This is a genomic window from Exiguobacterium sp. s131 (assembly GCF_018617345.1).
Classification (GTDB): domain Bacteria; phylum Bacillota; class Bacilli; order Exiguobacteriales; family Exiguobacteriaceae; genus Exiguobacterium; species Exiguobacterium profundum.
This window is the reverse complement of sequence record NZ_JACSJX010000002.1, coordinates 223,713-244,730: the sequence shown is the minus strand read 5'-3', so window position 1 is coordinate 244,730 and position 21,018 is coordinate 223,713. Positions and strand designations below refer to the sequence as shown.

Sequence of the window (21,018 nt, the reverse complement as noted above, 5' to 3'; positions counted from 1 at the left end):
TGCCTCCCCATTCAAAATCCGTTCTCTTCTCCGCTATTCCACTTTCCTTGGAAATGAAACGTTTGAATGTGAGGTCAACGTCGAAACGCTTTGATCAAACCTTCTGCTAAATCGAGAATACACACGATGATGATGGTGAGTAAGACACTCCAGACGCCCCAACGACTGATTGTTTCAAGGTCGGCGTTGATTCGCTCAGCAATCAACGGGAGCGCTTCGGTCGAAATTAGATCGGGTTGCAGCATAATGAGCGCTGTGACGACAATCCATACGATATTGAAGAGCGCGTTCCATAAGGCGAGCGGCTTTGTCCAATGTCGAACCATCCATTTGTAAATGGCGATGGCGATCCCAAAGGCGGCCAGGGCGATGACAAACGGGAAGAATTGATCCAAGACCGACGCATTGAGTAGCGGATAGGATTCACTATCTGTGACAACACGAATCAACTGCTCGGCGTTGACATACAATACGACCATCAGAACGGTGGCGATAAAGTCAAACAAAATCGAACCAAAATAAATCGAGGTCGAACGTGGTTTTACCTTCTTGAGTTGCTCAGGTTTCCAACTAGAGAAAGGCACTTCACCCTCAGGTACAGCACGTTCAATGATGAAGAACGTGAGGGTGATCCAGAATAGCGTCTGAACGACGACATTGAAGATAGCCGCACCAGTTTGAAGGAATGCTTGAATCAAGAATTGACTCCAAGACGTGTCGTCGATGGGATTGGTCAAATAACCGATGATCGAGAGAATGGTGACAACCGTGACGGCAATCGGTAAGACGATTTTAATGATGTTCACGTACTGTGTGAAGAGAGCAGGACCGATGAGGTAGAGTGGTCGGTTCGCGTAGCGAGCAGCGAGAATTTGAGGGTCGCCGAGTTGGCGCAATGCTTCAAATAAAGCCGCTTCAGACGAGTCATTTCCAGTCATGTCATCAATGGTCGATTCCAATTCGAGTGCGACGTCTTGCCGCATCGACTCTGGGATTCGAGAGGTGACTTCATCGATATACACATCACGAAGATTCATGATCGTTTCCTCCTTCAATTAGACGGGTCAATGTTTTCGACATGTTCATCCATTCCACGTACAACTCATTCAAAATATCCATTCCGTTTGGGCTGAGCACATAGTACTTGCGAGGTCGACTCTCCGTCGTGTCCCAAGAACTCGTGACGAGTCCTTGTTTTTCAAGTCGACGCAAGAGCGGGTAGAGCGTACTCTGGTCAATGTTGATGTCGGCATCAAGTAGCGCTTGAACGAGAGAATAGCCGTATTGGGGTGTCTTCAACTGGCTGAGCACCGCAATCGTCAACGTGCCGCGCCGCAATTCTGTCACCAACGAGGCTTTTACATCGGACATTTTTTCGCCTCCTTTATTCGTTTATCTTTATACTGTATATCATACACTATAAGTTATCATATATCAATATGAATAAAAAACGTTGAGTCATTTCCTGATTTTGGGATAATAAAGAGGAGGTGATGTTGATGAAGTGGTGGTGGATGGTTGGCGGTGTGGTGATCGCCAGTTTATTGACGATCAATGCGCAGTGGTATGGGAATGCGGCGACGTTTGGGGTACCGATTGGCTGGATCATCATGCTGCTAGTCTTGGCACAGTTTCGAAAGCCGACATCGACTCTTTGGGCGGCGTCGGTCGGAGTGATGAGTGTAGGGGCGGCGATTTTGCTTTCGATTCCGAGCTACTCGTTAGCTGAGGCAGAAGAGACGTTGAGCAAAATGTACAATGACGTGGAGTACATGGAGAGCGTTCCGACGACCGGAGAAGAATGGAATCCATTCTCTCCTCGAGTGGGCTATCGATTTGAGACGGAGAGCGGAGACTCGATTTTATTCATCCCGGACTCAGGGAAGACGTTTGAACTATAAAAAAGACTCGCTCTCATGATAGAGGGCGAGTCTTTTTGTTAGTTGCGAATCATGTAGTCGAAGGCGCCGAGTGCGGCTGTTGCACCAGAACCCATCGAGATGATGATTTGTTTGTAGGCGCTGTTCGTGCAGTCTCCTGCCGCGAACACACCTGGGACGTTCGTCGCGCCGTGACGGTCGACGACGATTTCCCCGAAGTTGTTGCGTTCGACCGAGTCGAGCCAGTCCGTGTTCGGGACGAGACCGATTTGGACGAAGACGCCTTCAAGTTCGACATGATGTGACTCGTTCGTCTCACGAGACACATACGAGATGCCGTTCACTTTGTCCGTACCCGTGATTTCTGTCGTCTGAGCGTTCGTGATGACAGTCACGTTCGGGAGGCTGTGAAGACGATCTTGTAGCACTTGGTCAGCTTTAAGTTCAGGAGCGAATTCGAGGACCGTTACGTGCTTGACGATTCCTGCGAGGTCGATGGCCGCTTCGATCCCAGAGTTACCGCCACCGATGACCGCGACACGTTTCCCTTCGAAGAGAGGACCGTCACAGTGCGGGCAGTAAGCGACCCCTTTGTTTTTGAACTCCGCCTCACCTGGGACGTTGACGTTACGCCAGCGTGCACCGGTCGAGAGGATGACACTCTTACTCTTCAAGACAGCACCGTTCTCGAGTTCGATCTCGACGAGGTCCTTTTTCTCAAGACGCTTCGCGCGTTGAAGGTTCATGACATCGATGCCGTACTCTTTGACGTGCTCTTCTAGACTTGCGACGAGCTTTGGACCTTCTGTATAAGCAGTACCGATGAAGTTCTCGATCCCCATCGTGTCCATCACTTGGCCGCCGAAGCGCTCTGCGATGATTCCGGTACGGATTCCTTTACGAGCCGCGTATACGGCTGCGCTCGCACCCGCTGGACCCCCACCGACGACGAGGACGTCATACGGGTCTTTGTCCGAAAACGCAGAAGCGTCAGGACCTGTACCGAGTTTCGCCAAAATCTCTTCGAGTGACATCCGACCGTTACCGAACGATTCGCCGTTCAAGAAGACTGTCGGGACAGCCATGATCTCTTTTGCTTCCACTTCATCCTTGAACGCGGCTCCGTCAATCATCGTGTGCGTGATGTTCGGGTTAAGGACGCTCATGACGTTTAGCGCTTGCACGACGTCAGGACAGTTGTGGCAGCTGAGACTGATGTACGACTCGAAGTGATATGTGCCTTCGATATTTTGAATTTGTTTGATTGTATCCGCATCGACTTTCGGCGCGCGCCCGCTCACTTGGAGGAGGGCGAGGACAAGTGATGTGAACTCATGTCCGAGTGGAATCCCCGCGAAGACGATTCCTGTCTCTTCGGATGGACGATTCACGCTGAAGCTCGGTGTACGCTCGAGTGTCGCGCGTTCGACCGAGATGCGTGATGACATGCTGGCGAGTTCGTTGACGAGCTCGAGCATCTCGTTTGAGACTTTGTCTTCCCCAGCGCTCACACGGAGGACGACATCGCCCTCCATGAGCTGGAGATATTGGTCGAGCTGTTGTTTAATCGCTGCTTCTAACATGCAATCGCTCCTTACAATTTACCGACGAGGTCAAGGCTTGGGCGGAGTGTTTCAGAACCCTCTTCCCATTTCGCTGGGCAGACTTCGCCTGGATTGTTGCGTACGTATTGTGCTGCTTTGACTTTGTTGACGAGCGTGCTCGCGTCACGGCCGATGCCGCCAGCGTTGATCTCGACAGTTTGGATGACACCATCTGGGTCGATGATGAACGTACCACGGTCTGCGAGGCCGTCTTCTTCGTTTAAGACATCGAAGTTGCGTGAGATGACGTGTGATGGGTCACCGATCATGATGTACTCGATTTTTCCGATTTTCTCAGATGTTTCGTGCCAAGCTTTATGTGTGAAGTGTGTGTCTGTTGAGACAGAGTATACTTCTACACCGAGGTTTTTAAGTGTAGCGTACTCGTTTTGAAGGTCTTCAAGTTCAGTTGGGCAGACGAATGTGAAGTCAGCTGGGTAGAAGCAGACAACGCTCCATTTGCCTTTGAGGTCGTTCTCTGTAACTTCGAGGAATTCACCTGTTTGGAATGCTTGTGCTTTGAATGGTAGTACTTCTTTGCCGATTAATGACATGGGTTATGTCCTCCTTGTTTTTTTACTCTAGCGTTTCTATCTCGACTAGAATAATTATAATGTAATACTAACTTCATATAACGAGCTGAAATTGTCAAGGCGTTTGCATGCTTTGAAAATATAAGGTGTATCAAAAGATTGTCTGTATTTGGCTTAATAAAAGCAAAGAAAACGATTACATAACGATCGGTATTTTTCTCGCTATTTTCTTATTTTGAAAAATAAAAATCATGAGTATAGTTGATAATATTTTGGAAAGGGTTATACATTTTCTCGTCGGAAATTGGAGGATTATCAATTACATCAATAAAACAACCTTAATCACAAGTAGCGATTAAGGTTGAAGAATTTGCTGTATGATTTTTTCTCGATACAAAGCACGGTCTTTACTTTTCCGAAGTCGAGCATGACAGTTAGGGCAAGTAGCTATTACTTGTTCAGGGAGAGCCAATCCCTCATCGGATTCTTTATATAATGAGTAAAGTTCTAAATAAGGCCCTTGTTCAGTATCAAATGGTGCGGCTTGACCGCATGCTTCGCAGTGATTATTTGCTCTCGCAAGCACATAATAATATAAAGCCGCTGTCTGTTCCCTCACTTGGCGCTTTCGAATCGACATGCTTAATCCAGTCGCACGCTTAGGGTCACGATTGGCAATTCGTTCGAGTTCCACAATTGATTTGTCCCTCATAGTTGTTGCATATTCGTGAGATTCTTCCTGTACGACGTGGAGAGGTTCGAAAGCAAAAACGATGACTTCTCGCTGATTTTGATGTTTGTCGATTCCAAATTGAATATCATAGCCAATCAAAACAAGTTGGTCTACGAAACGATAATTTCCTTTTCCGAGAGATTCAAATAGATAAACATCCTCACCATTTTCGATGTGATGGAGAAGCGCCTTGTTACCGAAGGAGAAGGTTTGATTTCCTTCTTGTCCTTCGCCACTATAGTAGAACAAACCATCTTCTTCGCTCCAGCCATTCTTATATCCAAATTCTTGATCCATTCCACTATCAAAAATAAAAATAAGTTTATGTTTGTTAGGTGTACTGATTCCTCGTTGACGGCTTCCGCCATATTGATCATGGATGAAGGAACGTCTATACACTTTGTTTTTTTCGAACAGCATAAAGCACCTCATTTCCAGGTTTTTCTTTTAAATAGAGTGTAGCATGCTTTTTTATTAAAAACGAAAAAGACAGAGGACTCCCTCTGCCTTCACCGTCACTCCGCCATCAACGCACACACCGCATTCGAATACGCTACCGGATCTTCAATCGGTAACCCTTCAATGAGGAGGGCTTGTTGATACAAGAGGTCTGTATATTGTTTCGCTTTCGCTTCATCTTCTTTATACACACGTTGGAGTGTCTGGAAGATGGCGTGGTCGGCGTTCACTTCGAGTACTTTCTCCGCTTTCATACCACCGCCGTTTGGCATCGCGTTCAAAATCTTCTCCATCTCGATTGAGACGTCACCCGCGACCGTCAAGCAGACTGGATGTGATTTTAGTCGTGTTGAGGCACGCACTTCTTTGACGCGGTCTCCGAGCTCTTCTTTCATGAAGGCGAATAAGTCTTGGTTGTCTTCGTTGAGCGATTTCGCTTCCGCGTCATCGAGACCGAGGTCGCCGCTCGCAATCGATTTGAACTCTTTGTCGTCATACGACTGAAGCATCTTGATGGCGAACTCGTCAATCTCTTCTGTGAAGTAGAGGATTTCATATCCTTCCTCTTTCAAGCGCTCTGCTTGTGGCAAGAGGTCGATGCGATGAATCGATTCGCCTGTCGCATAGTAGATATACTTCTGATCTTCTTTCATCCGCTCGACGTACTCTTTGAGCGATACAAGTTTCTTCTCGTAAGAAGAATGGAAAAGAATCAAGTCTTTCAGTTCGTCTTTGGCTGCGCCGAACTGGTCATACACGCCGAACTTCAATTGGCGACCGAACGACTCATAGAACTTCTCATAGTCCTCACGCTCGTTTTGGAGCATCTTCTCAAGCATGCCTTTGATTTTCGACTTCACGTTTTTGGCGATCACGCGAAGTTGGCGGTCCTGCTGTAACATTTCACGGGAAATGTTGAGGGAGAGGTCTTCTGAGTCGACCATCCCTTTGACGAAGCCGAAGTAATCCGGCAAGAGGTCGGGTGACTTCTCCATGATCAACACGCCGTTCGAGTAGAGCTCGAGCCCTTTCTCGAATTCTTTCGTGTAATAGTCGAACGGAACCGTTGACGGGATGTAGAGGATTGATTGATAACGAATCGTCCCGTCGACGTTCAAGTGAAGGTGCTTGAGTGGCTCATCAAAGCCGTAGCGTTTCTCGTGATAGAACGCCTTGTAATCTTCGTCAGTCAACTCGCTCTTACGCTTCCGCCAAATCGGCACCATGCTGTTGACGGTCTCTTCTTCCTTGTAATCCTCATACTCTTCTGAGTCCTCTTTTTGACGATGTTTCGTCACATCGAGTTTGATCGGGTAACGGATGAAGTCCGAATGCTTCTTGATGAGTGAGCGAATCTCGTATTCTTCAAGGAATGACGAATACACATCATCTTCTGTGTCTGCCTTCAAGTGGAGCGTAATTTCTGTACCGATGTCCGCTTTGTCTGTCGGCTCGATCGAATAGCCGTCTGTGCCTTCTGACTCCCATACGTATCCTTGATCACTGTCAATCGAGCGAGTCCGCACGGTCACACGGTCAGCGACCATGAACGCGGAATAGAACCCGACCCCGAATTGACCGATGAGGTTATGGTCTTCTTCCATCTTCGTCGCCTGTTTCATGGCGAGTGAACCGCTCTTTGCGATGATTCCGAGGTTTGTTTCGAGTTCTTCTTCTGTCATCCCAATCCCTGTATCGCGAATCGTGATCGTCCGTGCTTCTTTGTCGAGTTCAATTTTGATGAAGTAATCGTCTTTGTTGAACTCGATGCTTTCGTCTGAGAGGGCACGATAATACATCTTGTCGATGGCATCACTCGCGTTCGAGATGAGCTCACGCAGGAAGATGTCCTTATGTGTATAAATTGAGTGGACCATCAACTCTAAAATTCGTTTCGATTCCGTTTGAAACTGTTTCTTTGTCATGATCGTTCTCCTTTTGATGTCTATATTTTGGCACTCTGTATATAGGAGTGCTAACACTATTGATTATCCTAATTTTTAGGAAGATGTCAACCGAGATTGAAGAAAAGATTGACGAGGACGTAGGTTTCGCATATAGTTGAGTACATGCGATGAGCTGGTCTATGTAAGACGGCGGACATTCCCTTGAGGAGCACGTTGTGGAGCGTGGTCCGTCGCGGTAGACTTTCGAGAGCACCTCTAGTGAGAGGTGCTCATTTTTTATGTATACAACTAGCCTCCCTTCAAGCGAAGGGAGGCTTTTCTTATGCTCGAATGGATGCGAGGAACATCTCTTTTAAAGCACGCAATTGTACGGCCGGTTCGATATCGTCCTCTAAATAACTGATGTGCGACTTCAACATGATGTTGTTGCCGAATGTCCCGAACGTATTGATGATTGTGACGACGGTCACCTTCACATCGATATCCGAGCGGAATGAACCGTCTCGTTTCCCATCTTCGATCAAGGGTTCGAGTGTCTGCATGATCTGTCGTTGAACGTCGATGTATGTCTCGATTCCAGGAAGAGGTGAGGCGACGAGCGATGCATAGCTCTCGAATGCCTCTCGGAAACGGGCATGGTTCGTCCGCTCCAACTGCATCTCGAAAAAGTGGTTCAAGATGATCTTGAGCCGTTCATAGGCGTTGCCTTCCTCATTTACAAACTGTTCAAATCGCTCGAGTGTCGGCTGTAGATTTTTGACGGCTGCCGCGACGATCAATTGATCTTTCTTCGGGAAGTAGCGAAACAGTGTCGCCACCCCAATTCCTGCAGCGTCCGCGATGTCCTGCATCTGAACCTTCTCAAAGCCATTCTCTATAAATAAGCGTTCTGCCTCTTGGATAATCAGTTGAACTCGTTCCTCTTTGTTTTGTTGTCGTTTACTCAATTCGATCACCTCATTGTCTGTCCTTAGTATATCGTCTTCGAGCAGTTTCGTTGAGATTAATGTCATATCCAATTATGATTATGATAGTTAGACTATCATAATTTAATGAATGGAGCTGGGACAATGCGTTTACAGGGGAAAGTAGCGGTCATCACAGGGGCAGGAAGCGGTATGGGAGAGTCAACGGCACGTCTATTCGCCAAAGAAGGGGCAACAGTCGTCGCGACAGACATCAATGAACAAGGAGTAAACAATGTAGTCGAGTCGATTCGGGCGCAAGGTGGGGAAGCCATCGCGGTGAAACATGACGTGACATCACGCTCGAGCTGGGAAGACGTGTTTGCAGAAGTCGAAGCGACGTGTGGCAAATTGGATATCCTCATCAATAATGCCGGAATCGCACTCGCGAAACCGTTCTTGGAACAGACAGAAGAGGACTGGGCGCGCACGTATCGCATCAACATCGATGGGGTCATGTTAGGGACACAGTATGCGATTCCGCTCATGACAGAGAATGGCGGAGGGTCGATCGTCAACATTTCCTCCATCTCAGCACTGACCGGTATGGCAGGTGCCGGGGCATACACGGCCTCAAAAGGTGCTGTCCGTTCTCTCACAAAAGCAGCGGCCGTCGATTACGGGAAGCAAAATATTCGGGTCAACTCGGTGCATCCTGGGTATATCGTGACACCGATGAGTGCGCCACATATGGAGCATCCAGACTATAAACAACATTTCTTGAATCAAATCGCTTTGCCGAATCTCGGACAAGCGGATGAGGTGGCAGCAGCCGTCCTATTCCTTGCATCAGACGAGGCGAATCATATTAGCGGGATCGAACTTCCGGTAGATGGTGGCGTGACGGCGAAGTAAAAGTAGGGTCTCTATGGAGGCCCTACTTTTTTAATTACTCTAAGATTCCGATTAACTCCATTTCCGATTGAAGTATGTGGAAAGATTGCACCATTCATGAGGATTCACCTCTTTTCATTTTAAAATCATCTGTATTATTTATATTCCCGTTTTGTGTAAAGAGTTTAAGTGATTCATCAAATTGACATGATATAGTCGACATGAAAGAGTGAGATGACAAGTGTAGAACAGTGCCAAATGAGCCGAAAAAGGAAATTGATTTTATTTAGTTAACTATGAAAGTTGGTATAGTGAGATGGACACTCAGTTTGAGATGGAACGGATTTGGATGGATGAAACGGAGCTGTTTTATCAAGTTCAGCTTCAACTTCGGTCTTCTGCCTGCACCAGCAATCAGTTGATTTATTTAGATGATGCGAGTCTTGAAGATCTTCATCAAAAGATCAATCAATTCAATCAAGCGTGGGGCAAAGAACCAATCACATGGAGACTAGTCGATGAAGAAGAGGGTTCGGATGATTTGCAAGTCAATCTAACTTTCACGTTGATTGACCGGATTGGGACCATCCAAATCGATATTTTCATTCATGATGAATGGCAGTTTGACTCATTTGACCATGTTCATATGAAATGTAGAATGAGGACGACGATGGGACAGCTGGACGACTTGAGCGCTCAACTCAAACGTTTCGTTCGTCGTGAGACCGACCATGTCTCATCACTTCGACCAGAATAAAGCAGCCTGAGACGACTCAGGCTGCTTTTTAGTACCATTCTTTCGGTTCGTAATTCAATTCGCGGAACAGCTGCTCACGCTCTTTTTTCGAAAGATCGCGCCATTGTCCAGGCGGCAGTTTCCCGAGCGTGATGTTCATGACACGAACACGTTGGAGGCGGAATACTTCGTATCCGAGCGCCTCACACATCCGACGGATTTGGCGGTTGAGTCCTTGCGTGAGGGTAATGTTGAAATCGAACTTTGAAAGCGGACGGACTTTACACGGAAGTGTCTTCTGGCCAAGGATTTTGACACCGGCTTCCATCTGCTCGACGAACTCTGGTGTGATTGGCTTATCAACCGAGACGATGTATTCTTTCTCGTGCTCGCCTTCGGCACGGAGAATCTCGTTGACGATATCGCCGTCATTCGTCATGAGGATGAGACCTTCCGAGTCTTTATCAAGACGACCGATGTTGAAGATGCGGAGCGGGTGGTTGACCATGTCGACCAAGTTCCCTTTTACTTTTTTCTCTGTCGTACTCGTGATCCCGACCGGCTTATGGACGGCGATGTAGACGTTGTTTCGGGCAACCCGTGCGACAGAACCGTTGACGAGGACTTCATCGCCCGGTTTGACCTGGTCGCCGATTTTTGCTTTCTTCCCATTGATGGTGACGCGTCCCTCTTCGACGAGACGGTCGGCTTGGCGACGGGACGCCTTGCCTGATTCACTGATGAATTTATTGATGCGCATGTGTACACGTCCTTTGTTTGGCTTCGTCCTCTCACTATAACGCATTTTATAAACTCTCGAAAGCGGGAAACGAACGGGAGAGGAGGGATGACATGGAGGCAGTACGACTGTTACAAGACGCAATCCGATTTCAACAAGCACTGTGCGACACAACGTTCGGGAAAGAATTGATTCAAGAGGCATCACCTGTCCTTTGGTACGGTCGACCTGGTCCGGATCAATGGCTGACCATCGGGACGAATCCGTCTCGCGGCGAGTTTTTACATCGTGACGGGACACCGAGAACGGGGCAACACCAAAAGTTCTATTGGCGGAACATACTCTCGTTTGACGATTACCTCGGAAATGAAGAGGCGCTGCAACAAACGCTCGAACGGGCATCGGTCTATTTCGAGTCGAATCGCGCGACGACGAACTGGTTCGGGAAACCGCATGGCGCCAAACTCGAGGCACTCCTCAACGGGATGGGGCGTTCGTTCTATGATCATCCGGCAGCTGTCATCCACGTTGATTTTTTCAAGTTTGCGACATATGAACAGATGGGGAAGATGAGGACGGGGCGCCACTGGATGGAACATCCGACCTCAATCGAACTGTTGGAGCGGACGATTGCGTACATCAAACCGATCCGTATCATCGTGCTCGGACGGGATAACTGTCGTGCCTTGAACGGTTTTTCAACAATCGGAAGACTGTCTGCATATCCCGCCGTCACCTATGAAATCGGACGCCATGATTCGGGTATCCCGATGATCGGCCTCCATATGAAGCCTTCAGAAGTGTTCGTTGGGCTCGGGAATGGCCGTGATTCAAACGGGCTACATTACGGGTCATATGCGAAGCGCGAGCACCTTTTAAAAATCGGAGAAGCGATTGACACGATTATGGACGAGTGGCTGGCGGATGGATGCGTGTGATGCTTCCCCAAAAGTTGAATTCGTTGAAGTCGATGTAGCGCACGTCCTTCGAACGATTATCGAGCACGGCTAACAAGATGACGTCCGGGAACCCCCGTTTTTCAAACTGCAAGTAGCCGACTCCCGTGACGGAATGATTTTTATAAAAGCCGTTCGCCATATTCAACACAAACGGGCGTCCTGCTTTCAGCTCACGCTCAAACGTCGACCATTTCCAAAGATAGCGGGAACTGCCTCGACCGTCGTACCCGTATCGCTTCCACAGTTTCGTGATGATGGTGGCGATTTGTGTCGGCGGTGTCCCTTTCTCGTCTTTGAAATGGTGCCTGAAGGCGATCTCGCGCACATCTTCTTGGATCTGTGTCACATCATCTGGGATATTCGCATACCCATGATCTCGATAGAAACGGAAGATGGCGGTGATCGACGTCAACGTACAGTTATTCTTGCCGTTCTCGAACTGACGTTGGAGCAAGACGGGCACGCCTTCAATCTGTACAGAGCGCTTTAATGTCCAGCGTCCGTGATAACGATCGTTCACATAAGCTTCCGGGTCGATGATCCCGGCATAGCCGTTGTTCGCAACCTCGAGTTGTCCTGCAAATGGGTGCTCCATCTCGGTCTTCCTCCTTTTCTTTTAGTATACAAAGGACGCCCCATCTCATAAAAGAGAAAGGGCGTCGTTTTCGTTAAAACACAAGATGTGCGATGCCGACGATGATCGGAAGGGTGATGAAGGTACGTAACAAGAAAATCAAGACGAGGTCGAGGAATGAGATCGGTAGTTTTGAACCGAGCAACAAGCCCCCGACTTCTGACATATAGATGAGCTGGGTAACCGACAACGTAGCGATGACAAACCGTGTCAACTCACTCTCGATGCCGCTTCCGAGAACGGCCGGCAAGAACATGTCGGCGAAACCGACGACCATCGTTTGAGCGGCTTCCGATGCCTCAGGCACTTGAAGGAGCATCAAAATCGGTTCGAACGGCTTTCCGAGGATAGTGAAGAACGGCGTATATTCTGCGATGATGACCGCAATCGTCCCGACTGCCATGACGACAGGGAGGACGCCGATCCACATATCGAGCACGTTCTTGAAGCCGTCTTTGAGCGTCTCTAGGAAACTTTTACTCGAACGTGACTTTTGTAACGCCTGAATTAACGCCCACTTACCGAGTGACACGTTCGCGGGTACTTCTTCTTCCGGTTTGAGCTCGGTCTTCTCATAAGCCGTGTCTGCCTTTTTAGATAATGGATAAATCCGTGGCATGATGAGAGCGGCGACTAGTCCGGATAAAACGATGGCCCCGTAGTAAGGCAAGAAGTATTGGTCGAGTTCGACATACTGTAAGACGACGATGGTGAAGGTGATGGAGACGACGGAGAATGTCGTCGCAATGATCGACGCTTCCCGTTTCGTGTAATAACCTTCCTCATACTGTTTGGTCGTCAGTAGAATTCCGATCGTCGCATCCCCGACCCATGAGGCGAGCGAGTCAAGTGAGGCGCGCCCTGGCAAGCGGAAGAGCGGACGCATGATCTTCATCAAGAACGTCCCGACGAACTCGAGAAGTCCGAAGTTCAATAGGAGCGGTAACAACATACCGGCAAAGAAGAATGTCGCAAATAAGATTGGAATCAAATCAAAGAGCAATAAGCCCCCTGTAAATTCTGACGTGATCATCTCTGGTCCGAGTGTGAGTAGCGTCATGACCCCGGCGATGAAACCGATCACGCGCATGACGAACCAAAACGGTGTCACGCTAAACAGTGCGTTGATGGATGGTCGCTCCATCATAAAAGCAGGACGTGCCGTAAAGAGTAATAATGAGCCGACAATCGAAATCCCCATCATGATGACGGCGAGTGTCGGGACGAAATCCCCAATCCAGTCAATCAGCAGATTGGATAAGAAGGCGACTGGAATCGTGAAGCCTTCCTCTGATGAGATTGGTACGATGAAAAACATGATCCCGATGAGTGATGGAATCAAGAACTTAAAGAAGTCTCGACTCGAAAAAGAAGGTTTCTTTCCGTCTGGTGTTGATGAACCATTCATGATGCATTCCCCATTTCCCCGAAGTGTTTGTGCTGTCTATGTATCCCCATTACACATCCAGCCGTTATTGAAACGTATTTCTTTCTTAGTATAGAAAATATGACCAGGTGCTATCAACAACATGCGGAAATTTTCTGAAAAATACAAGGTTAAACACTAGGCAAAACATTCGTATTCCATCAAACCATTTAGTATGATGACGGCGAGTCCAACAAATTCAAGATATTTAGAAACTTCATTATAGAGATAGGAGAATGCATGATGAGATTGAGTGTGTTAGACCAGGCGCCGGTCACGTCGGGTCATACAGGAGAACATGCGCTTAATAGCGCGGTCGAGCTCGCACAAGTCGCAGAAGAGTTAGGATATTACCGTATGTGGATGGCGGAGCATCATGGTGGCATGTCGTTCGCCAGCTCGGCTCCAGAGGTCATCACGGCTTATCTGGCAGCGAAGACGAACAAGATTCGTCTCGGGTCCGGCGGCATCATGATGATGCACTACTCGCCACTCAAGATGGCAGAGGTATTCAAGACGCTCAGCGCGCTCGCTCCAGGACGGATCGACTTTGGTGTCGGACGTGCGCCAGGCGGTGATGCGAACGCGATCTATGCGATGTCACAAGGGCAGAAGCCGATGATGGATGGACTTTACGAGAAACTCGATACGACGCTTCAATTGATTAAAGATGAGGCACCTGAAGAGAGATGGTATAAGAACACGCCAGCAGCACCTACAGGCGTTACGCTTCCAGAAGCGTGGTTACTCGGTTCGAGTGGGAACAGCGCCGTGCAGGCCGGACGGATGGGGCTCGGCTATTCGTTTGCCCAGTTCTTTAACGGACAATTGAGTGCCGATACGCTCGACACATACCGTCACCATTTCACGCCGTCTGATTTTATGGAGAAACCCGACATCAGCGTCACGTATTTGGTCACGACGGCAGAGACGGAAGAAGAGGCGGAATATTTGGCCCGACCTTCTGATCTGTCGCGTCTCTTCTTGATGCGTGGTCAATTGAGACAGCTGTTGAGTCCGGAAGCGGCCCACGACTATCCGCTCACAGAGGTCGATAAAATCCATATCGCCAACAACCGAGCCATCCACCTCGTAGGGACGCCGAAACAAATCGCGGAACAGTTACGGGATGAATCGGAACGCTATGGTTTCGATGAGGCGATGATTTGTAGCATCCAGCATAAGCAGGAAGATCGCCTGAACGTCTATCGTCTCTTGGCGAATGAATTGCTTTAACCTGAAGAGCACCTTCTCAAGTATGAGAGGGTGTTTTTTTATAAGAGAAAAACGTTTCCCCATTTTTTCAAAGGTTTTCTCCATAGTTTGAGCGAAACCAACTACACTATAAGAAAAAGGAACGGGTGGAGGGATACGATGCAACGGATGAAAGGCGACCCATATTATCTATTCGAGCTGTTCACACGCTTGTATCGAATGGTATTTCTAATGGAAGTGACAGAAGCAGGCTATCGTTACGTAAATGTGAGCGAACAGGGGAAGGTGGCCTCTTCGCTTCCAAGTGATGTAGAAGGGCGGTATTTACATGAGATGTATCGCTCGGAAGTGGTCGAGGAATTGATTGAACATTATGATGCGGTCGTTGAGACAGGGGAGCCGGTCTACTTCATGTCGCAAATGAACATCGACTCCAATACGGCCCGATTCGCTTCTTCTATGCTTGTACCGATTGAAGATGAGGATGGACTCGTTCGTTATGTACTCGGTTTGACAACTGATTTATCCGAGGAGGCGGAAATCAAGTTGTTAAAGAGTATCGAGCATATGGACTATTTGACCGGTATGCCGAATCTGATGAAAGTCAAATTGGAGCTCGACCAATTGTTCGAGCAACATGATATGGAAGAGACGAGCGTCATGCGCCTTCACATCAACCGTTTCAAGATGATGATGTCGCTTCAAGGGGTGGAGCGCTCGAATCAGTTGATTAAAGACATCACACGTCAATTGGCGAATACGCTTCCGAAAGGTTCGATTATCGGTCGAGTAGACGGTGAAGACTTTATCGCGGTGTTACCTCATACTCCAATCCGGTTGGCATACATGTATGCCGAGCATTTGCTTGACGTGATTGCAGATCATTCGTATCAAGTGGCGGAGGCCGAATTCCCGTTATCGAGTTGTATCGGGATTGGTGCCGGTACAGCGGATGCCGACCGTGTCATCATGAACGCCTCCACGGCTCTGTTGGAAGCGCGTCAGACGGGAAATCAAACGATTCGTTTATATGAACATGATGAGTACGTGCAGCGTTACATCGATGAGATGATGATCGAAACGGAACTGGTCAAAGCGTTGAAGCTAGATGAGTTATACATGGTGTATCAACCGAAAGTGTCGATGGATGGTGCGATTCATTTTGAGGCGCTCATTCGCTGGGAGAGTCCTGTTCTCGGATTCGTTTCACCTGAAACGTTCATTCGTGTGGCTGAACAGTCACTATTGATCGAAGACGTGACACGATTCGTCATGAATCGGGTATGTCAGGATGTGTCGTCACAACCTGAGCAGTTTGAAGGGCGCCGCGTGGCTGTGAATGTCTCACCGAATTTATTTCATGAACACCATATGAATGAACTGGTTGCGATCATTGCATCGTACGGTCTTGTGCCAGAACAATTTGAGTTTGAGGTGACCGAGCACACGTTGATGCATGAACCGGTAGCGGCGATCAAAACGGTCGAATCGCTCAAACAACAAGGATTTCGACTGTTGATTGATGACTTTGGGGTCAGTTATTCCTCGTTGAATTATTTGAAGTTGTTCGAGATTGATGGAATCAAGATCGACCGGTCGTTCGTCGCGCAACTCGATCAGGAGAGCGGCATGAAAGAGTATGAAATCGTCAAACTGATTGTCTCGTTGGCTAAAAAGCTAGAGTTAGAGGTGACGGCTGAAGGTGTGGAGACGGAAGAACAATATCGGATCTTACGTCAGCTCGGCTGCGATGAGATTCAAGGGTATTTCTTCAGTCGTCCGATGCCGCTCGCGGAGTTAGAAGAGGCGCTCGGAATCTTGTATTCCCATCAGATGATGTTATCGAAGATGGAGCAGCCTGCGCAGTTGTTGCATCCTTCTCTAGATGAGCGTGAATTGCAACGACTCAAAGCGATATTACGATTGGAAATTTTAAATACGCCACAAGAGGAACGATTTGACCGGATCTCCCGATTGGTCGCACAAACCTTTCAGATGCCAATCGCATTCATTTCGATCATGACGACAGACCAACAGTGGTTCAAATCGTGTGTCGGTATCGAGCTTGAATCCGCTCACCTCAAACGGGAATGGACGTTATGTAATCGGGTTGTCACATCAGAGTCTCCGCTGGTGATTGAAGATGTTGCGGCAGCAGCGATTGAAAGTGACAGTCCTTGGATTGACCGAATCGGATTTTATGCAGGTGTACCGTTACGGACGAAGCAAGGTCACGTCATCGGCACACTTTGCGTAGTGGATGGGCAGGCGAGAACGTTCTCAGAAGAAAACTTGAAGGCGCTCGAATCGTTTACGCATTGGGTCATGACAGAGATCGAGCACACGGAAGTCTCGAGAAGACAAATCACTCGACAACAATCAATCGAAGCATTGTATGAAGCGACGGCATTGCGTGTACCGTTCCAAGATCAATTGGCCCGGGTTCAAGAAATTTTATTGGAATGGGTCGGTTACTCCCACGGGGTCATCTTCTCGATTGAACCTTCGCATCGTCTTCTAGTAGAGCATGGGGTCTCTCGTTTGACTTGGGGGGAAGAAGAACTGCATTCCCTACATCAATTGACAACGGTCGGCGCGCAAACGCTTCAGGAAGGTGATCTGATTGTAGACGGTATCGAATTCACGAGGCTAGTCAGTTTTCCTTTGACGCATGCGCATCAAGTGTTTGGCTGGGTCATTCTTCTCTCGGAGCAAGGCAACTTGAATGATCATCTCGACGAGGAAACGTTGCAAGAGTTGACAGGGACGGTACGATTGCTTGCACGATGGATGGAGAACGGGATTCGAAAGGAACGGAAACAACGCGAGATGATTCGAATCGCAAAACAAGATCAGCTGACTAAACTGTATAATCGTCATACGCTCACGACCGATTTATACAAAAAGATGCACCGGACGCCATCGATTACATTGATACTCGTCAATTTAGACGATTTTACAAGAATCAACGATCAGTATGGGCACATGATAGGGGATGAAGTGTTAATTGAAATCGCACAACGATTAAATGAATTCGTCCAGCATGTTGGTGGTCAAGTGTACCGTTTTTCAGACGATGAATTCATGTTGGTGCAAACGGGTCCACTGAGTGGGATTGAACAGGTCAATGAAGTTATTTCCCAGGGAATAGATGCATCGAATGGTGAAGTCATTCATCTTACGGCAAGTGTTGGCGTCACCCTGGTCCAGTCGACCGACACCGTCGATTCGGTTCTTCAACAAGCAGATGCCGCGATGTATATTGCAAAGAACAATGGAGGAGACCAGTGGTTCCAATATGGTGGATACTCAGATGACAAGGGGATTTAAGTATGGGGAGATTATGGCTGATTGAAGGATTGCCAGGAAGCGGAAAGTCTATATTTGCCGAGAGGCTGCGAGATAAACGGAATGGCAAGTTCTATTCGGAAGTAGATGCGTCACACCCCGTGGATATGCATGATGTCTATTGGGTCGAGGACAAACCATCAACCGGTCGCATTCTCGATGAAATCGAAAAAGGGTGGCTCGTCCGTTATGATGGTGATGAAGAACGGATCGGAACGGACGTCTACGAGTTACCTTTCGCCCTTCACACACGAATCATGTGCGAACGCTGGCGGCGTTATGCTCAAAAGTTAGATAGGGGGGAAGAGGACATCATCTTTGAATGTGCGTTGCTCCAAAATCCTTTCACCATTGGAATGGTTGCCCAAGATGTTCCGTTAGCGGACATGGAAGCATACGTTCAAGAGGTCGCAGACATTCTGAAACCGATTGATCCGATGGTCGTTTATTTGGCATTGGATGACGTTGCACGCATCTTTCCGATTGTATATGATGAACGACCGATGGGATGGCAAAGCGGTTTTGTCGAGTATTATACGAGCGGCGCCTATGGTGTGAACCATGCGCATAAGGGTATGGCCGGAACGATTGAGATTTTAGTGGAACGCCAACGACGTGAGCTTGAACTGTTGAAACGATTACCTCTTCGGCACGCTCGGATTCAAAATGATAATCGGCATTCATTTGAAGAATTAACGAATTTATTAGAGGAGGAGTCGATTCGTACATGCAAACCTTAATCAAACATTCGGAACGTTTTTGGTATATGACACCCGTTGACCGTACAGACCGACCGATTCTCGGTGCCGTTATCGGCGATACGCATACGCTACTCATCGATGCGGGCAATTCCGTTTCGCACGCCTCATTCTTTTTAGAACAGCTAGAAAAACAAGGCCTCCGTGCGCCGTCGATGGTCGCATTGACGCATTGGCATTGGGATCACATCTTCGGTTTACCTGCACTTGAAGGTATGGTTTCCATTGCGAGTGAAGCGACCAAACAGGGGATGGAAAAACTTGTCCCATATGCTTGGGATGATGTCTCTCTCGATGAGCGGGTGGCTGAAGGGATTGAAATCGCATTTTGCGCGGAAGCAATCCGTGAAGAATATGGAGACGCGCGCGATATCAAAATCGTATTACCTACGCTGACGTTTCAAGAATCGCTGACACTCGACCTCGGTGGCGTTCACGTCGTGTTACGACATGTCGGAGGAGACCACGCAAAAGATGCGGTTGTCCTTTACATCGTAGAAGAACGGGTATTATTTTTAGGAGACGCGTTATACGCAGACATCTATTCTCCCACATGGCGAATGACTCCGGAAGAAACCCTGCGGTTGTTGAATGTATTGGAATCGTTTGATGCTAAACAGATTGTCTGGTCACACGGTGAGATGGTGAGTCGTGAATCCTTCGCAGAAGATTGCCTTGCATTAAGACGAATCGCCACCATTTCGAATGATTTCCCAGGAAATATTGATGAAATCACGCAGTCATATGCTTCACTCGTCAATCGGGAGATCACCGAGAAAGAGAACGAGTTGATTACGTTTTTTGTGAACGGGACGGTGGGAAGATGACTTACACTATCACGCGGATTCACGAGGAAGACGAGACGTTCCAACAGTTTTTGACCACTCAATTACGTGAGTATAACAACGTTCGTTCGATTTACCATCGTGACATTCGCGAGGCGCACGTGCCGACCATTCAGTTGAAAGTGGAGCAAGAAGGACGGGTAATCGCCGGCTTATATGGGAGTGTGTATTGGGGATGGTTCGATTTGGATCGTCTTTGGGTCGATGCAGACTTTCATGGTCAGGGCATCGGTAGCCAATTGCTTAGAGAAGGGGAGGCGTTAGCGAAGTCGCTCGGTGCGACGCGTGTGAAATTGACGACGTTCTCGTTTCAAGCGAAACCGTTTTATGAGCGATTCGGTTACACGGTAATAGGTGTGCTACCGGACTATCCGCCGGGATCGGATTACTATATGATGATGAAGCAATTATAAAAGGCGACACGAGGTCGCCTTTTTAATACACTTTATCCCCATTGAAGATTGAATTTTTCACCATGACGTAGTCTACGGTCCGCAATGCCTCGAGACTGTCACCACCCGCGTAAGAAATCGCCGATTGGAGGTCTTGCTCCATCTCGGTCAATGTATCTTGTAGTGCCCCTTTGTGTTCGACAAACATCTTTTTCCCCTCGACGTTCTTTCGCTCACCCTTTTGGAACTCAGAAGCAGAACCGAAATACTCTTTCAATTGTTTCCCGTCTTGCTCGAACGTTTCCCCCGGTGATTCATCGTGTCCGGCGAACAATGAACCAATCATGACCATCGAAGCGCCGAAGCGAATCGATTTGGCGATGTCACCGTGAGTACGGATGCCCCCATCCGCGATAATCGGTTTCGTCGCTGCTTTGGCACACCAGCGAAGTGCAGCCAATTGCCAGCCCCCGGTACCAAAACCTGTTTTGATTTTCGTGATACACACTTTACCAGGACCGATTCCAACCTTCGTCGCATCCGCTCCGGCATGCTCTAATTCGCGAACGGCCTCTGGTGTCCCGACGTTCCCCGCGATGACGAAGGATCCAGGAAGATGGTGTTTGATATGCTGAATCATTCGGATAACCGCATTCGAATGACCGTGAGCGATATCGATTGTAATAAATTCTGGCGTATGACCGGTCGATTTGAGCATTTCGATAAACCCATACTCTTCTTCCTTCACGCCGACACTGATGGATGCATACAAACCACGCTCATGCATGTCTTGGATAAACGCCAGGCGCGTCTCTGGATTGAAGCGATGCATGATGTAAAAATATCCGTTCTTAGCCAGCATCAATGCGACCTTTTCATCGATAATCGTCTGCATGTTAGCCGGAACGACTGGTAATCGGAACGTGAAGCCACCAAGCTCGACGGTCGGATCACATTCCGAACGACTGTCGACAATACATTTTGCAGGAATTAATTGAATATCTTCGTAATCAAATACTTTATCCATATATCGCACCCCTATTCACGAACA

General features: G+C 48.1%; 20 protein-coding genes. 9 read left to right on the top strand and 11 right to left on the bottom strand.

Annotated features, from left to right (window positions below; genetic code table 11):
• Positions 1–74: 74 nt before the first annotated feature.
• Together KNO69_RS11865 and KNO69_RS11860 are read right to left on the bottom strand one after the other, a co-directional pair.
• Positions 75–1,037, bottom strand: a complete 963-nt coding sequence (locus KNO69_RS11865) for an HAAS signaling domain-containing protein (protein WP_214818250.1) — start codon at positions 1,035–1,037, stop codon at positions 75–77.
• Complete coding sequence (locus tag KNO69_RS11860) at positions 1,024–1,371, bottom strand: PadR family transcriptional regulator (protein ID WP_214818248.1); 348 nt, start codon at positions 1,369–1,371, stop codon at positions 1,024–1,026. Before KNO69_RS11860 ends, KNO69_RS11865 begins: the two co-directional genes overlap by 14 nt.
• Before the next feature lie 128 nt (positions 1,372–1,499).
• Between KNO69_RS11860 and KNO69_RS11855 the strand changes: the two genes are divergently transcribed.
• A complete protein-coding gene (locus KNO69_RS11855; protein WP_214818246.1) occupies positions 1,500–1,901 on the top strand; it encodes a hypothetical protein in 402 nt (133 codons plus the stop codon).
• A 38-nt stretch (positions 1,902–1,939) separates the two neighbouring features.
• Here the strand turns inward: KNO69_RS11855 and ahpF are convergent, their stop codons facing one another.
• The 5 genes from ahpF to KNO69_RS11830 all read right to left on the bottom strand — a co-directional run bounded on the left by ahpF (position 1,940) and on the right by KNO69_RS11830 (position 8,072).
• Complete coding sequence (gene ahpF, locus KNO69_RS11850) at positions 1,940–3,463, bottom strand: alkyl hydroperoxide reductase subunit F (protein ID WP_047795758.1); 1,524 nt, start codon at positions 3,461–3,463, stop codon at positions 1,940–1,942.
• 11 nt (positions 3,464–3,474) lie between these two features.
• Positions 3,475–4,038 (bottom strand): alkyl hydroperoxide reductase subunit C, encoded by a 564-nt coding sequence (gene ahpC, locus KNO69_RS11845; RefSeq protein WP_015880295.1) that lies wholly within the window; start codon positions 4,036–4,038, stop codon positions 3,475–3,477.
• A 334-nt stretch (positions 4,039–4,372) separates the two neighbouring features.
• Positions 4,373–5,170, bottom strand: a complete 798-nt coding sequence (locus KNO69_RS11840; RefSeq protein WP_214784489.1) for an SRA domain-containing endonuclease — start codon at positions 5,168–5,170, stop codon at positions 4,373–4,375.
• Positions 5,171–5,265: 95 nt separating this feature from the next.
• Complete coding sequence (htpG, locus tag KNO69_RS11835; RefSeq protein WP_214818243.1) at positions 5,266–7,134, bottom strand: molecular chaperone HtpG; 1,869 nt, start codon at positions 7,132–7,134, stop codon at positions 5,266–5,268.
• Positions 7,135–7,436: 302 nt separating this feature from the next.
• Positions 7,437–8,072: a TetR/AcrR family transcriptional regulator gene (locus tag KNO69_RS11830; RefSeq protein WP_353047490.1), complete on the bottom strand. Its 636-nt coding sequence runs from the start codon at positions 8,070–8,072 to the stop codon at positions 7,437–7,439.
• Positions 8,073–8,186: 114 nt separating this feature from the next.
• Between KNO69_RS11830 and KNO69_RS11825 the strand changes: the two genes are divergently transcribed.
• Together KNO69_RS11825 and KNO69_RS11820 are read left to right on the top strand one after the other, a co-directional pair.
• Positions 8,187–8,936, top strand: coding sequence for an SDR family NAD(P)-dependent oxidoreductase (locus tag KNO69_RS11825; protein WP_214784483.1), 750 nt, complete (start codon positions 8,187–8,189; stop codon positions 8,934–8,936).
• 295 nt (positions 8,937–9,231) lie between these two features.
• The gene (locus tag KNO69_RS11820) at positions 9,232–9,672 is read left to right on the top strand and encodes a hypothetical protein (protein ID WP_214818239.1); all 441 of its coding nucleotides are present in this window, start codon (positions 9,232–9,234) and stop codon (positions 9,670–9,672) included.
• A gap of 28 nt (positions 9,673–9,700) precedes the next feature.
• On the opposite strand, the gene rluF is transcribed toward KNO69_RS11820, so the two are convergent.
• Entirely contained in the window at positions 9,701–10,411 is a 711-nt protein-coding gene (gene rluF / locus KNO69_RS11815) for a 23S rRNA pseudouridine(2604) synthase RluF (protein WP_015880301.1), read from the bottom strand.
• 92 nt (positions 10,412–10,503) lie between these two features.
• On the opposite strand from rluF, the gene KNO69_RS11810 reads away from it, so the two are divergent.
• On the top strand, positions 10,504–11,328 hold the full coding sequence (locus KNO69_RS11810) for a hypothetical protein (protein WP_214818237.1): 825 nt from the start codon (positions 10,504–10,506) through the stop codon (positions 11,326–11,328).
• Here the strand turns inward: KNO69_RS11810 and KNO69_RS11805 are convergent.
• Together KNO69_RS11805 and KNO69_RS11800 are read right to left on the bottom strand one after the other, a co-directional pair.
• Positions 11,294–11,944, bottom strand: coding sequence for a C39 family peptidase (locus KNO69_RS11805; protein WP_211781981.1), 651 nt, complete (start codon positions 11,942–11,944; stop codon positions 11,294–11,296). The two genes, KNO69_RS11810 and KNO69_RS11805, sit on opposite strands and share 35 nt — an antisense overlap.
• Before the next feature lie 73 nt (positions 11,945–12,017).
• Positions 12,018–13,391, bottom strand: a complete 1,374-nt coding sequence (locus KNO69_RS11800; RefSeq protein WP_078146016.1) for a YjiH family protein — start codon at positions 13,389–13,391, stop codon at positions 12,018–12,020.
• 261 nt (positions 13,392–13,652) lie between these two features.
• Between KNO69_RS11800 and KNO69_RS11795 the strand changes: the two genes are divergently transcribed.
• The 5 genes from KNO69_RS11795 to KNO69_RS11775 all read left to right on the top strand — a co-directional run bounded on the left by KNO69_RS11795 (position 13,653) and on the right by KNO69_RS11775 (position 19,988).
• Complete coding sequence (locus KNO69_RS11795; protein ID WP_214778607.1) at positions 13,653–14,645, top strand: LLM class flavin-dependent oxidoreductase; 993 nt, start codon at positions 13,653–13,655, stop codon at positions 14,643–14,645.
• A gap of 138 nt (positions 14,646–14,783) precedes the next feature.
• On the top strand, positions 14,784–17,954 hold the full coding sequence (locus tag KNO69_RS11790; protein WP_214818235.1) for an EAL domain-containing protein: 3,171 nt from the start codon (positions 14,784–14,786) through the stop codon (positions 17,952–17,954).
• A 2-nt stretch (positions 17,955–17,956) separates the two neighbouring features.
• The gene (locus tag KNO69_RS11785; protein WP_214818233.1) at positions 17,957–18,712 is read left to right on the top strand and encodes a P-loop NTPase family protein; all 756 of its coding nucleotides are present in this window, start codon (positions 17,957–17,959) and stop codon (positions 18,710–18,712) included.
• Positions 18,700–19,557, top strand: a complete 858-nt coding sequence (locus KNO69_RS11780; RefSeq protein ID WP_214818231.1) for an MBL fold metallo-hydrolase — start codon at positions 18,700–18,702, stop codon at positions 19,555–19,557. The genes KNO69_RS11785 and KNO69_RS11780 overlap by 13 nt, the downstream gene beginning before the upstream one ends.
• Positions 19,554–19,988 carry a GNAT family N-acetyltransferase gene (locus tag KNO69_RS11775; RefSeq protein ID WP_078146021.1) on the top strand — a complete coding sequence of 145 codons (435 nt, stop codon included), beginning with the start codon at positions 19,554–19,556 and terminating at the stop codon, positions 19,986–19,988. The genes KNO69_RS11780 and KNO69_RS11775 overlap by 4 nt, the downstream gene beginning before the upstream one ends.
• 22 nt (positions 19,989–20,010) lie before the next feature.
• Here the strand turns inward: KNO69_RS11775 and guaC are convergent, their stop codons facing one another.
• Entirely contained in the window at positions 20,011–20,994 is a 984-nt protein-coding gene (gene guaC, locus KNO69_RS11770; protein ID WP_031424215.1) for a GMP reductase, read from the bottom strand.
• Positions 20,995–21,018: the final 24 nt, after the last annotated feature.